This is a genomic window from Mesorhizobium sp. M0040 (genome assembly GCF_040323505.1).
Lineage (GTDB): Bacteria > Pseudomonadota > Alphaproteobacteria > Rhizobiales > Rhizobiaceae > Mesorhizobium.
On the sequence record NZ_JAMYVA010000001.1, the window covers coordinates 170,874 to 186,165 of the forward strand.

The 15,292-nt window shown below is 64.0% G+C and carries 15 protein-coding genes and 1 tRNA gene; 7 read left to right on the forward strand and 9 right to left on the reverse strand.

All coding sequences use genetic code 11. The features are described from left to right. On the forward strand, nucleotides 1-444 hold the full coding sequence (locus NKJ91_RS00830; protein ID WP_352454070.1) for a DUF6640 family protein: 444 nt from the start codon (nucleotides 1-3) through the stop codon (nucleotides 442-444). On the opposite strand, the gene NKJ91_RS00835 is transcribed toward NKJ91_RS00830, so the two are convergent. The 6 genes from NKJ91_RS00835 to NKJ91_RS00860 all read right to left on the reverse strand — a co-directional run bounded on the left by NKJ91_RS00835 (nucleotide 441) and on the right by NKJ91_RS00860 (nucleotide 6,614). Next, complete coding sequence (locus NKJ91_RS00835; RefSeq protein ID WP_352454071.1) at nucleotides 441-1,379, reverse strand: heme-dependent oxidative N-demethylase family protein; 939 nt, start codon at nucleotides 1,377-1,379, stop codon at nucleotides 441-443. The two genes, NKJ91_RS00830 and NKJ91_RS00835, sit on opposite strands and share 4 nt — an antisense overlap. Beyond that, nucleotides 1,376-1,663, reverse strand: a complete 288-nt coding sequence (locus tag NKJ91_RS00840; protein ID WP_352454072.1) for a YciI family protein — start codon at nucleotides 1,661-1,663, stop codon at nucleotides 1,376-1,378. Before NKJ91_RS00840 ends, NKJ91_RS00835 begins: the two co-directional genes overlap by 4 nt. A 17-nt stretch (nucleotides 1,664-1,680) precedes the next feature. Then, on the reverse strand, nucleotides 1,681-2,343 hold the full coding sequence (locus NKJ91_RS00845) for an aminotransferase class IV family protein (protein ID WP_352454073.1): 663 nt from the start codon (nucleotides 2,341-2,343) through the stop codon (nucleotides 1,681-1,683). Further along, nucleotides 2,292-3,443, reverse strand: a complete 1,152-nt coding sequence (locus tag NKJ91_RS00850; protein WP_352454074.1) for an aminodeoxychorismate synthase component I — start codon at nucleotides 3,441-3,443, stop codon at nucleotides 2,292-2,294. The genes NKJ91_RS00845 and NKJ91_RS00850 overlap by 52 nt, the downstream gene beginning before the upstream one ends. Nucleotides 3,444-3,598: 155 nt before the next feature. Next, complete coding sequence (locus NKJ91_RS00855; protein ID WP_352454075.1) at nucleotides 3,599-4,387, reverse strand: helix-hairpin-helix domain-containing protein; 789 nt, start codon at nucleotides 4,385-4,387, stop codon at nucleotides 3,599-3,601. Between the two features lie 391 nt (nucleotides 4,388-4,778). Next, complete coding sequence (locus NKJ91_RS00860) at nucleotides 4,779-6,614, reverse strand: M3 family oligoendopeptidase (protein WP_352454076.1); 1,836 nt, start codon at nucleotides 6,612-6,614, stop codon at nucleotides 4,779-4,781. Nucleotides 6,615-6,766: 152 nt separating this feature from the next. On the opposite strand from NKJ91_RS00860, the gene NKJ91_RS00865 reads away from it, so the two are divergent. From NKJ91_RS00865 to NKJ91_RS00875, 3 genes are all read left to right on the forward strand, one after another. Then, a complete protein-coding gene (locus NKJ91_RS00865; protein WP_352454077.1) occupies nucleotides 6,767-8,344 on the forward strand; it encodes a sigma-54-dependent transcriptional regulator in 1,578 nt (525 codons plus the stop codon). 359 nt (nucleotides 8,345-8,703) lie between these two features. After that, nucleotides 8,704-10,557 (forward strand): peptidoglycan L,D-endopeptidase MepK, encoded by a 1,854-nt coding sequence (mepK, locus tag NKJ91_RS00870; protein WP_352454078.1) that lies wholly within the window; start codon nucleotides 8,704-8,706, stop codon nucleotides 10,555-10,557. Between the two features lie 84 nt (nucleotides 10,558-10,641). Continuing rightward, nucleotides 10,642-10,715, forward strand: a tRNA-Gln gene (locus NKJ91_RS00875). 51 nt (nucleotides 10,716-10,766) lie between these two features. Here NKJ91_RS00875 and NKJ91_RS00880 read toward each other — a convergent pair. After that, nucleotides 10,767-11,405 (reverse strand): 2-dehydro-3-deoxy-phosphogluconate aldolase, encoded by a 639-nt coding sequence (locus NKJ91_RS00880; protein ID WP_352448209.1) that lies wholly within the window; start codon nucleotides 11,403-11,405, stop codon nucleotides 10,767-10,769. A 169-nt stretch (nucleotides 11,406-11,574) separates the two neighbouring features. Here NKJ91_RS00880 and trhO point away from each other — a divergent pair, with 169 nt between their 5' ends. Next, entirely contained in the window at nucleotides 11,575-12,495 is a 921-nt protein-coding gene (gene trhO, locus NKJ91_RS00885) for an oxygen-dependent tRNA uridine(34) hydroxylase TrhO (RefSeq protein ID WP_502903542.1), read from the forward strand. Nucleotides 12,496-12,517: 22 nt separating this feature from the next. Here trhO and NKJ91_RS00890 read toward each other — a convergent pair whose 3' ends face one another. Beyond that, nucleotides 12,518-12,877 carry a YybH family protein gene (locus tag NKJ91_RS00890; protein WP_352454080.1) on the reverse strand — a complete coding sequence of 120 codons (360 nt, stop codon included), beginning with the start codon at nucleotides 12,875-12,877 and terminating at the stop codon, nucleotides 12,518-12,520. 276 nt (nucleotides 12,878-13,153) lie between these two features. Between NKJ91_RS00890 and NKJ91_RS00895 the strand changes: the two genes are divergently transcribed. After that, the gene (locus tag NKJ91_RS00895) at nucleotides 13,154-13,900 is read left to right on the forward strand and encodes a tellurite resistance TerB family protein (RefSeq protein WP_352454081.1); all 747 of its coding nucleotides are present in this window, start codon (nucleotides 13,154-13,156) and stop codon (nucleotides 13,898-13,900) included. 220 nt (nucleotides 13,901-14,120) lie between these two features. Then, nucleotides 14,121-14,876 carry an SDR family oxidoreductase gene (locus tag NKJ91_RS00900; RefSeq protein ID WP_023675411.1) on the forward strand — a complete coding sequence of 252 codons (756 nt, stop codon included), beginning with the start codon at nucleotides 14,121-14,123 and terminating at the stop codon, nucleotides 14,874-14,876. A 23-nt stretch (nucleotides 14,877-14,899) separates the two neighbouring features. Here the strand turns inward: NKJ91_RS00900 and NKJ91_RS00905 are convergent, their stop codons facing one another. Next, nucleotides 14,900-15,280, reverse strand: a complete 381-nt coding sequence (locus tag NKJ91_RS00905) for a YciI family protein (protein WP_254816974.1) — start codon at nucleotides 15,278-15,280, stop codon at nucleotides 14,900-14,902. Nucleotides 15,281-15,292 lie beyond the last annotated feature (12 nt).

Below are 15,292 nucleotides of genomic sequence, written 5' to 3' on the forward strand. Positions count from 1 at the left end.
ATGGAGCTCGCTTACGATAGTCATCTGCTTGCCCGAATTCTGCTAAGCGTCGCGACCGTGGGCTACGGCGTAGCGACGATCAAAGCCGACTTCAACGCCACACATGCAACCAATCCGTTGTGGACCCCACACGCCCGGTTTCATGTCGTCTGGCAGGTGCTGAGCTACACCGGTGTGGCGCTGATTGCGCTCGGACTTATCTGGATCAAGGGACAACTCGAAGCCGAGCGGCTCTATCTCGCCGGGGGATTGGCCGCGGCTATGTATGGAGCATTCTTCGCGGCCATGCTCTCGCGGCCGATCTACGGTGGCGTGCTGTATGACGAGAACGGCTATCCGCCGTTCCGGCCGCCGTTTGGACCGGCGGGCTGGCGGTGGGATGTCAACGTCACCGTCTTTACCGCAATGTCCGCGATCCTGCTGCTGGGCCTGGCCGCGATTTAGGACAGCACTAGCGCCCTGAGCCACGCGACCAGCCGGTCACGGTCGGCGGTCATCCCCTTGTAGTCGAGTTGTGCCTCGTCCAGCGCCAGAAGTTGTTCGGCCAAGGACGCCGCGAGCGCCGCGCGGTCGGGGTGGCGTTCCAGCACGGCGAGCGGGTCGAGATGGATGCGGATGGTGAAGAGTACGTCGCCCGAAACGGGGAGCTTTCTCAGCGTCTGCCGTTCGACGCGGATAAAGGCATGGGCGTCGATGTCGCCATCCGGGAATCTCGACGGGCGACAGCTGGCGCGGTCGATGCGTTCGAGGTTGGAGAGCGGATGGTAGAGCGCGTCGCCCGCCTGGATCGACCAGTTGTAGCGCTCGACGGCTTGGCCCTGGAGGCCGTCGAACATGCGGTTGATGAGATCGGCCGGGCGTGTGCCCGGGCCGAAACCCGGTACCGGCGCGTGGATCTGCTGCAGCGGCTTGCCGAATTTTTCGATCAGCGACCATGACGAGGGGAAGCAGAGCGAGCCGGCCGCCAGACGCCAGCCGCTCTCGTCGCGGCGCATCAGGATCAAATCTTCCTGGACGAGCAACGAGGCCGCGGCAAGCGGCGCATCGCTGAAAGAAGCTGCGGTGCCCGAGCCTTCGAGATCGTCGGTGCCGCCGATCACCTCGATCCCGTCGGCGGTACGCCTGTGGGTCTCAGGAAAGTTCGCCGCCAGATGCGCACCGACCAGATCGAGCACTTCGCGCTGGGCGTCGCGCGTTGCTTGCTCCTCGACAAAAACCTTGTCGGGAATTTCCGCGTAAAGCCGGCATTTCTCGGCAAGATAGGGCAGCAGATATTCGTCGACCTCGATCCATCTATCGAGATTGAGCGGCTTCAGCCCGATGGTGAACAGTTTCGACGAGCCGTCATAGGGTGTGTGGGTCGGTGGGCGGAAACTCATGCCTCTTTGTAGGCTTCCAGTGCGGCAGCGGCCATTCTCGCCGTGAATTCGGTGATTTCGTAATCGGCGGCACCTGCCTTGGCGAAGGGATCGTCCGCCAGTCTGGCATCGAGCTCCTCGCGTGGACCGCGCGCGATGATGATGCCGCCGGTCCTTGGCCGCTTTGGCCCGGAGGCGACAAAGATACCTTGCGCATAGCAGGCCTTCAGCCACTCGACATGCGCTTGCTGCAGGCAGTCGATCTCGGTCAGCGGCACCTTGTAGTTCAGCGAAACCACGAACATTGTTGTCTCCAGATGCTTCAGCCCAGCCGCGCCGGGATCAATCCGCGCAGCGAGTTGCCGACGAACAGCGCCTTGGCCGATTGCAGTTCGTTCCACGTGTAGACCGCTTCACCGGCGCGGCCTTGATCCAGCAGTTCGCCGCGCAGGACGCCAGGCAGCAGGCCGCAATCGAGCCGCGGCGTGGCCAGCACGCCGTCGCCGAAATCGGCAAAGACGTTGGTGATCGTGCCCTCGCAGATTTCGCCGCGCTCATTGGCGAGCAGCACCTCGTTGGCGCGGCTGGCGAGATATTCGGCGCGGGCGCGCGTATAGGTTTGTCGGCCGCTGGTCTTGTAGCGCAGCAGCATGTCGCTCGAATCAAGCCGCACGCGCGCCAGCTGCAGGGTCCAGACCTTGTCTGCGGCGAGCGGCTCGTAGGGCTGCACCGACACCGCCACTTCGCCCTTGCGCGACAGGACGAGGCGAGTGCGCAATGCGATGTGCTGGCGGCCGACCGCATTCATCAGCGCTTCGCCGACCCTTTGCGGGTCGCAGGCGAAGCCGAGTTCGCTTGCCGAACCGTAAAGCCGCGCGAGATGGCGGTCGAAACGGACGAAACCCGAGCCGGGTTCCCAGCGCATTGTTTCGATCAGTTCGAAATCGGCAGTGTTCCCGTCGCGAAACGGGCTTTCAGCAGACACTCCTGGTACTCCTCTTCGGCTGTCGAATCGAAGACGACGCCACCGCCGACATTGTAGACCGCCTCGCCATTGGCAAAGAGCGAGATGGTGCGTATCGCCACCGAAAAGCGCATCCGGCCGCCGGGCGCGATCCAGCCTATGGCGCCGCAATAGACATCACGCGGGCCACCTTCCAGCTCGCGCAGGATCTCCATGGCGCGGATCTTCGGCGCGCCGGTAATCGAACCGCAGGGGAACAGCGCGGCGAAAATCTGGCGGATGGCGAGGCCGGGCAAAAGTTTTGCCCGCACGCGGCTCACCATCTGGTGGACCGTCGGGTAGCTCTCGATGCGAAAAAGCTCCGGCACATCGAGCGTGCCAACCTCGCTGATCAGTGAGATGTCGTTGCGCAGGAGATCGACGATCATCCGGTTCTCGGCCTGGTTCTTCTCGTCGTTGCGCAAGAACGCTTTCAGGCGATCGTCCTCGGCCTTGGTGGCGCCGCGCGGCGCAGTGCCTTTCATTGGATGCGTCTCGATCATGCCTTCCGCGTCCACCTCGAAGAACAGTTCGGGCGAACGCGACAAGACGATCGGATCGCCGAGCGCGACCAGCGCGCCATACTTCACCGGCTGGCGTTCGGTCAGCGCGTTGAAGGCGGCCAGCGGATCGCCCGACCATTGCGCGCGGACCGGAAAGGTCAGATTGCCCTGGTAGCAGTCGCCCTTGCGAATATGGTCATGCAGCCTGGCAAAGCGTTTGGCGTAGTCGTCCGAAGACCAGGCTGCCTTGGCGTCGAAGATTGGGCCGTTGCTAGCCGGCAGATCGCCTGGCGCGATCGTCTCCTCGACTGGCGCGTCGAACACGCCGAGGCAGAAAAGCGGGGCGCGGCGGCCGGCCGGCAGCAGCGGAACGAGCTTGGGTTCGAGCAGGTAACCGGCCTCGTAGGAGAAATAACCGGCCAGCCATTTGCCGCCGTCATGTGCTACCTGCGCGGCTTCCAGGGCAGGCAAAAAGTCCGCCTCGCCATGCGCTGCGATTATCTCGGCCGGCCGGTCGAAAACGAGCTGCCGCGCGGTCTCGTCGTTCCTGAAAATTGCAAAGGGCAGGGGCAGGGACATAAGGCTCGGATGCTGCGGTCACCAGCGATCGATCTATATGGGGGCTCGACCGTGTGCAATCGAGGGAGCGGCGTCTCAAGACGCAAAGGCGCGGCGGCAAAAACAAATGCGGCGCCAGAGGGCGCCGCCTTGTTCCAGATGCCGCCTGCGATGGATCAGGTGTTGCTGGCTTCTCCCGCGGTCGGGAAGCGGCGCGCAAATTCCTTTTCGTCGCCGGCGGCAAGCAGTTTCGCCTGCTCGATCCAGCGTTCACGTTCGATACGGCCGTCGAAATTCAACGTCGCCTCGATCCGCTTGACATCGTCGGGCGTCCAGGCGGCGATCTGGGCATAGGTCGTGACCCCAAGCCCTTTGAGCAGCCGCTCGTTGGTGGGGCCGATGCCGATCAGGCGACGCAGATCGTTGGCTTTGCCTGCCGCGGTGGCTGTTGCCTTGCCGGTCGCGGCTTTCTTTGCCGCCGGCGCAGCCTTGCTTGCCGCTGGCGCGGTCGTCGGCGCGGCGCTCGCTTTCGATGCAGGCGGTTTCGGCGTTGCCGTTTTCGCGGCACTTGCGCGTGGCGCGGTCGCGGCCTTCGCCGTTGCAGATTTCTTCGGCGCCGGTTTAGCCGGTGCGGATGTCGACATCAGCGTTGACGGCGCCTGCATCGCGGCTTTGGTCGCGCCGGTCTTGGCGGCTGGCGCCTTGGCTGTTGCCGCCTTCGCGGTTGGCGCCTGGGTGGTTTTCGCCTCGCCCAGCCGGCGTTCGAGATCGGCGCGGGCGCGGCCGCATGCATCCAACTCACCGGTCAGACGGTCGCTATCGGCCCGCAATCTGTCGCGTTCGCTGCGCGTGCGGTCTAGATCGCCGCGCAAACTGTCGAGTTCGCCACGCAGGCGTCCCCAAATGAACCAGCCAACCAACACACCTACCAGGAACGCCAGGAGCATGTAGAAAAAAGTGCCCATTGTCTTTCTCTCTCCAGTCCGATCCGTCCGCCCTGGCCTGTGGAGCCATGACCTCGGCGAAGGACCATTCGATGGTGGTTCCGCAATTTGCAGAACAGCCGGCTTCGATCGAGCTGTCGGCGACCGGTTTGCCCCTGGCCAACAACCGTTGTCGCATCCGCCGACACGCCATGACCGGTCGGGATTTTCCGACCGGATCCATTCGTGCCCGGCTGAGCTTGAGGGCGGACGCTATCATACAGCTTACGGGAATCTAACGGAAAACTTCCATGGAAAGTTATTTAAGAACAAATATCCAAGACAAGAATAGAACCATCGCCAATATGCATTGCAGCTAAACTGTTCTGGAAAACCCGGTCATCCGGTGTTGCGCATCACCCAGTGTTGCGCATCAATTGTCCAGTGCTTCCAGCTCGTCGATCAGTCCGCTGATCACGCCAAGCCCGATCTGCCAGAAGGCAGGGTCGGCCGCGTCGAGGCCGAACGGTGCCAGAAGCTCGGAATGATGCTTGGTGCCGCCAGCGCGCAGCATGGCAAAATATTTCTCCTGAAAGCCGCGCTCGGCGTTCTGGTAGACCGCGTAGAGCGAGTTCACCAGGCAATCGCCGAATGCATAGGCATAGACGTAGAAAGGCGAGTGGATGAAATGCGGGATATAGGTCCAGAAAATCTCGTACCCTTCGCGCAGCTTGATCGCCGGCCCGAGGCTTTCCGCCTGCACTTCCAACCAGAACTGGCCGAGCTTGTCGGAGGTCAGTTCGCCGCTCCTGCGCTCGGCATGCACTTTGCGCTCGAACTCGTAGAAGGCGATCTGGCGCACGACCGTGTTGATCATGTCCTCGACCTTCTGGGCGAGCATGGCCTTGCGTTCGCGCTTGTCGGTGGTCTGCTCGAGCAGCGAGCGGAAGGTCAGCATTTCGCCGAACACCGATGCGGTTTCGGCCAGCGTCAGCGGCGTCGATGCCATCAGGGCGCCCTGGCCGCCGGCCAGCACCTGGTGCACGCCGTGGCCGAGCTCGTGCGCCAGCGTCATCACGTCGCGCGGCTTGCCCATGTAGTTGAGCAGCACATAGGGATGCGCCGAAGGCACGGTCGGATGCGCGAAGGCGCCAGGCGACTTGCCGGGTCTCACCGGTGCATCGATCCAGTTGCGGTCGAAGAAAGTTCTGGCGATCTCCGCCATGTCGGGCGAAAAGCGCTGGTAGGCGGAAAGCACGGTGTTCTTGGCCTCGTCCCAGCCGATGACTGCCTGCGGGGTCTCGGGCAATGGCGCATTGCGGTCCCAGTGGTTCATCACCTCCATGCCGAGCCAGCGCGCCTTCATCGCGTAATAGCGATGCGACAGGCGTGGATAGGCGTCGCGAACCGCGGCGGCGAGTGCATCCACCACGCTGCGTTCGACGCGGTTGGCGAGGTGGCGGGAATCGGCAATGTCCTCGAAGCCGCGCCAGCGGTCAGAAATCTCCTTGTCCTTGGCCAGCGTGTTGGTGACCAGCGTAAAGACGCGCAAATTCTTGCGGAAGGTCGTGGCCAGCGCCTCGGACGCCCGGCGGCGCACCTCGCTGTCTGCGTCCTGCAGGCGATTGAGTGCCGGCTCCAGCGTCAGCTCCTCGCCGTCGACGTCGAAGCGCAAATCGGTCATCGTCTCGTCGAACAGGCGATTCCAGGCCCCGCGCCCGGTGATCGATTTTTCATGGAAGAGCTGCTCGATGCGGTCTTCGAGCTGATAGGGCTTGTCCTTGCGCAGATCGAGCACCCAGGGCCGGTAATGGGCGAAGGCCGGATCGGCCGCGAGTGCGTTTTCGATCGCGCCATCGTCGATGAGGTTCAGCTCGAGCGCGAAAAACAGCAGGTGCGCGCTGGCATCGGTCATCTTTTCCTGGATGTCGCCATAGAGCTTGGCGCGCTGCGGATCCGACGTGTTGCCGGCATAGACAAGCCCGGCATAGGAGACGATGCGGCCGATCAGCTCCTCCAGCGCTTCATAGGCCTGAAGCGTCTCGCCAAGCCTGCCGGCGCTGCCACGCCCGGCCTCGGCGGCGAGCGTGCCTTTCCAACGGCTCTCGAAGGCGATGGCATCGACGGCGGCCTTGGCGATGTCGCGCTTCAACTCGGGCGCTTCCATGCCCGAATAGAGATCGGCCAGATTCCATTCCGGCAGGTCGCCAAGCTCCGCCACGCCCTGACCGGGCGCCGCCGCCAGCTTTCGAGCAAAAACCATGCGCATTGCCGATCCTTCCAGACACAAAAATTCGAGGAAACGAGAAGCCGGTCAAATCCTAAGGAATTCATTCACCGGGTTTTTTGAAAGCTTATTTAGAACCCTGTGCCAAGATGATCCATAGGGCGCATTCTCGGGCGGGCACGGTCGGATCAGTCATGGCAGCTTCCATACTCATAGTCGATGACGATCCCGTGCAGCGCAGGCTTCTCGAGGCGGCGGTGACGAAATTCGGCCACACCGCGATCGTCGCCGATGGCGGCGAGGCGGGTCTCGAGTTTGTCGACGGACCCAATGCGCGCGACGTGTCGGTGGTCATCCTCGACCTTATGATGCCCGGGCTCGACGGCATCGGCGTGCTGAAGGCGATGCGCGAGCGTGGCATCCACATTCCCGTCATCGTGCAGACCGCGCAGGGCGGCATCGAAACCGTCGTTTCGGCAATGCGTCACGGCGCCTTCGACTTCGTCGTCAAGCCGGCCTCCCCCGACAGGCTGCAGGCGTCGATCGGCAACGCCCTCAAGGTCGAAGCGCTCGAAGGCGAAGTGAAGCGCTCGTCACGACAGCGTGGCGGCCATCTGACATTCAAGGACATGATCACCCACAGTCCGGCGATGGATCGGGTGATCCGGCTCGGCCGCAAGGCGGCGGCGTCCAACATTCCGATCCTGATCGAAGGTGAATCCGGCGTCGGCAAGGAACTGGTGGCGCGCGCCGTCCAGGGCAGCGGCGACCGCCGCTCGAAACCCTTCGTCACCGTCAATTGCGGCGCCATCCCCGACAATCTGGTCGAATCGATCCTGTTCGGGCACGAGAAGGGCTCGTTCACCGGCGCCACCGAAAAACATACCGGCAAGTTCGTCGAAGCGCACACCGGCACGCTGTTCCTTGACGAAATCGGCGACCTGCCGCTCGACGTGCAGGTCAAGCTGTTGCGCGCCGTACAGGACGGCGAGGTCGATCCGGTTGGCGGGCGCTCGGCCGTCAGGGTCGACATCAGGCTGATCTCGGCAACCCATCGCAACCTGCTGCAGCAGGTCAAGGACGGCAAGTTCCGCGAGGACCTGTTCTACCGGCTGAACGTCTATCCGATCTTCGTGCCGCCATTGCGCGACCGTCGCGACGACATCCCCTATCTGGTCGAGCACTTCATGGAGAAGGTGGCGCCCGCCGATCCGCGCCACCGCCTGCGTGGCATCTCGGCTGCGGCGCTTGCCATGCTGCAGGCCTATGACTGGCCGGGCAACATAAGGCAGCTCGAAAACGCCGTCTTCCGGGCTTCGGTGCTCGCCGACGGCGACATGCTGACCGAAGAAGAATTCCCGCAGATCCGGGCGCAAGTCGAGGGCACGGTCAACCTCGATTCGGGTATCGCCTTGCCAGCTCCAGGGTGGCCAGCTTCAGGGGGGCCAACTCCAGGGTGGCCAGCTTCCGGAGTGGCTTCGGGCAGCCAGCCGCGCGACAACATATCGGCCGCTGGCGGCATCGCAGCCGCCGACGCCGATGCACCAGCCAAGCCTCGTTTCGGCACGCTGCGGGCGCTCGACGAGCGCGGCAATGTGCGTGCGCTGGCCGACGTCGAACTCGAAATGATCAAGCTCGCCATCGATCACTATAACGGCCAGATGAGCGAAGTCGCCCGCCGCCTCGGCATCGGCCGGTCGACGCTCTACCGCAAGCTCAAGGAATACGGCATCGACCCGGAAACCGGCCGCGTCGAACGGCTCGCTTCCTGAGTCACAGGGCCAAGCCGGTTCTCATCCGGACATCATTCCACGCAACTGCGCCTCGAAATGATGTGTTCGCCACAGTGTTCACGTATTAAGGCGGACGGTAACAGATCGTGTTTCGAGCTGGCGCCAAAACATGATCTAAACCAGCGGTTTACCAAGATATCCTGCGCAATATTTTTGGCGGGATATCGCCACCGTGTTACCGCATTTCGGCTTCAATAAGCGATGATTAACCATTAGGATCGATATTCGGATGCACACACCACGCATCCGTTTGGTCAAATCCGGGGACAAAACGGCAGCCTGCAAGGCCTTTTGATTTGAACAGAATCGAACGACACAAAAACGGGCGGCATTATCACATGAGCGTCTGGCCGAGATGGCTGGCAGCGGTGATTGTTGCCGTCGGGTTCCTTGCAGCAGCGGCAACCGGCGCCAGCGCCGAGACACGTTCGCTGAAGCTCTATCATCTCCACACGCATGAAAAGGCGGAGATCGTCTACAAGCGCAACGGGCGCTACGACCAGGCGGGCTTGCGAAAGATCAACATCATCCTGCGCGACTGGCGTCGCAACGAGCCGACCAAGATGGATCCGCGCCTGCTGGACCTGGTCTGGGAGGCCTATCGGGAGAGCGGCGCGACCGACTACATCCAGGTCGTCTGCGGCTATCGTTCGCCGGCCACGAATTCGATGCTGCGCAGCCGCAGCAGGGGCGTCGCCGAAAAAAGTCAGCACATGCTCGGCAGGGCGATGGATTTCTATATTCCCGGCGTGCCGCTGAAGAAGCTGCGCGACGTCGGCCTCAGGATGCAGGGCGGCGGCGTCGGCTACTATCCCAGCTCCGGCTCGCCGTTCGTGCATATGGATGTCGGCAATGTACGCCACTGGCCCGGCATCAGCCGCCAGGAACTGGCGCGCGTGTTCCCCAACGGCAAGACGCTGCATGTGCCGAGCGACGGCAAGCCGCTGCCTGGCTATCAACAGGCGCTCGCCTCCTACAAAGCCCGCAAGGGCGCCGGCGCGCCGGCCATCGAACTCGCCAGCGCAAGCGGCGGTGCCAAAAAATCCCGTGGGTTCCTGGCAGCCCTCTTCGGCGGTGGCGACGACGAGGCGGACGACAGCGCCGATGTGGCGATGGCCGAGCCGGCGCCAAAGCGCCGTAACGTGAAGCCGGCGCCGTCCGCCAAGAGCAGCAACCTGCCTGGCATTGCCATCGTGGCGCCTCAGGATGCCAGGCGCGCTCAGATTCCGGAAGTCGCCGATGCTCCGGCGCCTGCGCCTGAACCGGAGAACGACACGCCGGAGACGATCATCGCGGCATTGCCTGCCCGCAGCATTCCGCTGCCGGATTTTGCTCCGCGTCCGAAGACCGACGTCGGCGCCCAGCCGCCTGAAAACGTTCCGTTCGGCGTGGCGGATGCGGCTGGATCGACTGAACAGGCGGTGGCGACCGCGCAAGCGCCGGCAAGCGTGGCGCCGGCAAATGTTCCGTTCGGCATAGCAGACCCGTCTGCTGCGGCCGGCCCGGTGCAGGTCGCGGCAAACAACATTCCCGTGCCGAGCTGGCGGCCCAATCATTCGCTGCCGGCCGATCTTTCGTCGGTGGGTCTTGCGCCGCAGGACAAGCAAGTGTTGCTGGCGCTGGCGAGTGCGGCCGAGCGGAGCAACACCGCCACCGACGCATTCTCGGTATTGCCGTCGGCGCGGCCCGACAGTTCCCAGCCCGACGAGGTCAAGGCCGTTCTGGAAAGGGTCAGCGCGACCGACGAATACAAGGTCGCGTCGCTTTCCGAGCAAGCATCGGTGTTCGAGGAACCGGCGAGCGACGACGGGGCATCGAGCGACGGGGCATCGCCGCGCGAGGCCATCGTTGCCCGCCCGGCAGGCTCCGATCCGGCCGCCGTCATCGGTGCAGGCGTGAAGACCACACGCAAGGAACCCAGGGCCACCGCCCGCGACCTGAAGCCCGGCCCCAAGCCGGTGGTGGTCGCCGCCGCGCCGCAGTCCGCCCGGTGGGCGCTGCACAGCGGTGAGTATGTCGCAACTGTTTCAGATGCGACAACGGCGCCGCGCTACGCCTACGACTTCGTCCGTACGGCACCGAGCGAGGTCTATACGATAGGCTTCCAGCCGGGCAACGAGATGGCCGACGCAAACCGGTTCACCGGCAAAGCCGTCAAGTTCATGTCGGTGGCCCGCTTCAAGACCGAGTAGGCCGCGCTGGGCACCTCGCGCGGCTACCTCCACCGCCGGCACTGGCTTCCTTCATCCAGGGATGCTAACCAGCGGTCGGCATTCTCCCGCTTCGTCTAATGGTAGGACAGCGCCCTTTGAAGGCGTGAATCGTGGTTCGAGCCCATGAGCGGGAACCAGCCGGCGAACCAGATCGGCCAGATCGGCCGCGGCTTTTGATGCAGAAGATGCTAGCGCCCGAGCTTGCTTGCCGCGCGTGCCAAGGCTTCGATCTCGTCCCATTTGCCGGCCTTGACCAGCTCGTCCGGCGCCACCCAGGAACCGCCGACGCAGATGACGTTGGGCAGGCTGAGGTAGTCGGCGGCGTTCTTGCCGGTGATACCGCCGGTCGGGCAGAATTTCACGTCGGCAAGCGGCGAGGCGAAAGCCTTGAGCGAGGCAATGCCGCCCGACTGTTCGGCCGGGAAGAATTTCAGAAAGCGCAGGCCGGCTTCGCGGGCGGCCATGACCTCTCCCGGGGTGATGGCACCGGGCAGCAACGGCACGTCGCTGTCCTTGGCTGCCGCGAGAAGCTCGCGGGTGATGCCGGGGCTGACGATGAACTTCGAACCGGCGGCCGCCGCCTCGCCGAACTGGCGGGCGTCCAGGATGGTGCCGGCGCCGACGACCGCGTCTTCGACCTCGCCCGCCACCCGGCGGATCGCCTCCAGCGCGTCGGCGGTGCGCAGCGTGATCTCGATCACCGGCAGGCCACCGCTGGCCAGCGCCCGGGCCAGCGGCACCGCGTCGGCGGGATTGGCGATCTTCAGCACCGGTATGACCGGCTGGCCGTTGAGGAGCGACAGGAGCTTTTCGGTCGTGCTGGGCATTCGTCGTCTCTCCTCTGTTGATCAAGTCGACCGGTTAGCAGAAGGCGGTTTTTCTGTCCACGAAACGCGGCGTGTCGCGATGTCACGCGTGGTGTTCGAAACCCTCCGTGATCAGGTCGCTCCCGGCTCTGCCTTGATCCGGCTGTCGTGTGCGTTTAGTGGCTTGGTGATGACACTTCCCAGCCAAGCCTTCCGCGTTGCCGCGCTTTACCGCTTCGCCCGGCTCGACACCTTCGAGGCGCTGCGCGCGCCGCTTGCTGCCTTCTGCTGCGCGCGCGGCGTCAAAGGCACGCTGCTGTTGGCGCGTGAGGGCATCAACGGCACGGTCGCCGGCAGTGAACCGGCAATCGCGGCGCTCATCGATCATCTCGAATCCATCGACGGTCTCGCCGGCCTCGAGATCAAATACAGCAGCGCCGCAACGATGCCGTTCCACCGCATGAAGGTGCGGTTGAAGCGCGAGATCGTCACCATGGGCGTGGACAATATCGATCCGGCGGCAGGTGCAGGCACCTATGTTGCGCCTGCCGACTGGAATGCACTGATCTCAGATACGGGCACCATCGTCATCGACACGCGCAACGCCTACGAGGTGTCGCTCGGAACGTTCAAAGGTGCTGTCGATCCCGCCACCACCAGCTTCCGCGAATTCCCGGCCTGGGTCGAGCAGCATCGGCATGAGCTCGACGGGCGCAAGGTCGCCATGTTCTGCACCGGCGGCATACGCTGCGAGAAGGCGACGGCCTATGTGAAGTCGCTGGGCTTCGAGGATGTGTTCCACCTCAAGGGCGGCATTCTGAAGTATCTCGAAGACGTGCCCGCCGAACAGAGCCTCTGGCAAGGCGAATGCTTCGTCTTCGACGAGCGCGTTTCGGTATCGCACGGGCTGCTCGAAGGCGAGGCCGAACTCTGCCGCGCCTGCCGGCACCCGCTAGCCGCAGAAGACCGGCTGTCGCCGGAATATGCCACCGGCGTTTCATGCCCGCATTGCTTCGATGCCCGCTCGGACGAAGATCGCGCCCGCTACGCCGAGCGCCAGCGCCAGGTCGAGCTGGCGCAAGCGCGCGGCGACCGCCACATCGGAAGTTAGCTTCACGTTAAGCAACTTCACGTCAAGCAACAGAGAAACGATCGATGACCCACAGCCATGTCCCGTCGTTCTGCCGGCGCGCGACCTCGGTGGTGATGGTGCCATCGGGAAGCCGGGTCGAGGTGAGCGCCAGGTCGCCATTGACGACAGCCGGGCGCTGATCTCCGGACTGAAATTTTCGGCCGGTTGCGGTGCTCTCCGCGAACAGCCCCCGGATGGCTTCGCGGCCGAACGTCAGTTGTCCGCCACCGCTGTCGATGACGGCATGCTGCTCGAAAAGCGCTGCCATGCCGTCAATGTCTCCGACCCACTGCCGCGAAATCAGCAGGCGCTCCAGCTCCTGGGGATCGCGTGCCGGCTGGCGGGCTGTCTCATTGGTCATGCCAGGCTCCTCCCAAGCGACGTGCCGCGACATTACTCGAAGTCGGGGGCGGTTTCGACACGTCCAATGTCCACAGCGTCGCGTGTTTTTTGGCGCGGAAGGAGGCTGCAGCACTGTGATTTCCGTGTGAAATCCCAGCAGATGTCGGTGCGAGGTCATGCGTGGCAGCGGGCAAAAGGATGCACCGCGTCATTGTAATGTCAAACTGCGGGACCTAGGTCTTCGACGTGCAAACCTGCCCGCGCACCTTCGGCCGGGCCAATTCTGGAGGCATAGATGTTCGATCCCAAGAAGCTCCTCGACGATCTGCTCGGCTCGCAAATTCCCGGCACCGGATCGACCGTCCGCGACAAGGCCGGGCAGGCGGTGCAGATGGCCAAGGACAATCCGCTTGCCGCCGGTGCGCTGGCCGCGGTGCTGCTCGGAACCGGCCCAGGCCGCCAGGTCACCGGTGCGGCGGTGAAGCTTGGTGGGTTGGCTGCGATCGGCGGCCTCGCCTACAAGGCCTACCAGAACTACAAGAACGGCAACGCGCCGGCCGAGACGCAAGCTGCAGGCGAACCGGAATTGCTGCCGCCGCCGGCCGATACCGCCTTCCATCCGTCGCAAGCGCCGCAGGGCGAAGACGAATTCACGCTGACGCTGGTCAGGGCGATGATCTCGGCGGCGAAGGCCGACGGCCACGTCGATGACGAAGAGCGGCAGAAGATCGCCGGCAAGCTCAGCCTCGCCGGCGTCGGCGCCGAAGCGGAGAAATTCCTGATGTCGGAACTGGAGGCGCCGCTCAATCTGGATGCGCTGATCGCAGGGGCCAAGACCGATGCGCAAAAGCTGGAACTCTACACCGCCTCGCGTCTTGCCATCGATCCGGACACGCGGGCCGAACGCGGCTATCTCGACCTGCTTGCCGGCCGTCTCGGCCTGCCGGATGCGCTGGTCGACCATGTCGAGGCGACGGTGGCGGCGGCCAAGGTGCCGGCAGCGGGCAGCACGGCCAAGCCGGTCGCAGGCTCGCGCTGGTAGCTCGAAGAGGAAGCCTCGGAGCTCGGCGCCGTTGGCGTTAGCTTCTCGTTAATCCGGTGGGCGCATGATTCAGGCAGTCGGATCGGCTTTCCTCCTCCCAAGCCCGGTTCGGATCAGGGGCGGTCGCCAATGGCCGCCTTTTTTGTAGCACGAGCCGTTGCGCCGGCTTGCCATGGTTCCCGTCATTTGCGATGCCTCGTCCCTTTCAGGGAGTACAGCCATGACCGACTCTAAAACCGCCATCGTAACCGGCGCCGGCACGGGCATCGGCAAAAGCGTCGCCACGGCGCTGCTCAAGGCCGGCTGGAACACGGTCTTCTGCGGTCGCCGCAAGCCGGTGCTGGAGGATGCGATCGCCGCGGCCGGGCCGACGCAGGCCAAGGCATTGGCCTTCGCCTGCGACATCAGCAAGGCCGATCAGGTCGACGATCTGTTCGAGACGGTGGCTGCGGCTTTCGGGCGCGTCGACCTGCTCTTCAACAATGCCGGCACGAGCTACAAATCGACATTGATCGACGACATCCCGGTCGACGTGTGGAACGACATCGTCGGGGTCAATCTCACCGGCTCGTTCCTGTGTGCTCGCGCCGCGTTCGGCGCCATGCGCAGGCAGCAGCCGATGGGCGGCCGCATCATCAACAACGGCTCGGTATCGGCCTATGCGCCACGGCCGGGCTCGGTGCCCTATACGGCGACCAAGCACGCCATCACCGGGCTGACCAAGACGCTGGCGCTGGACGGCAGGCCCTTCGACATTGCTTGCGGCCAGATCGACATCGGCAACGCGCTGACCGACATGGCGCAGGCGATGACGGTCGGTGTGCCGCAAGCCAACGGCACCATTGCCGCCGAAGCGGTGATGGATGTCGAGCGCGTCGCCGATGCCGTCCTCCATATGGCCAGCCTGCCGCTCGACGCCAACGTCCTGTTCATGACCGTGATGGCGACGAAGATGCCGTTTGTCGGGCGAGGCTAAATTAGTCTCAACCCGGTCCTAAATCAGGGCCGGGTGACCGGAAGCGGCACGCCGGGTAAATATAGCGAAATCGGGCGGATTTCGTAGACGGCGGTCGGATTGACGCGGCGAAGGTCGCGCGCAATGTCGATGGCGGCGTCACGGTTGGCGCAGTCGACGACATAGAGCCCCAGCAATTGTTCCTTGGTCTCGGCAAAGGGCCCGTCGATAACCATTCCGGTGCCTGGCCCGCGCAAGGTGCAGGCGTCTTGCGTCGCGCCGAGCCGGGCCGCCGGCCCAAGGGTGCCTTGCCGATAGAGCCGATCGTTGATCTGGAGAAGATCGGTCATCAGCGCCGCATCCTGCTCAGGCGTCAGTGCCGTAATCGCTTCTTCCTCGTGATAGGCAAGAATGGCATAGAACATCTGGCGTCTCCT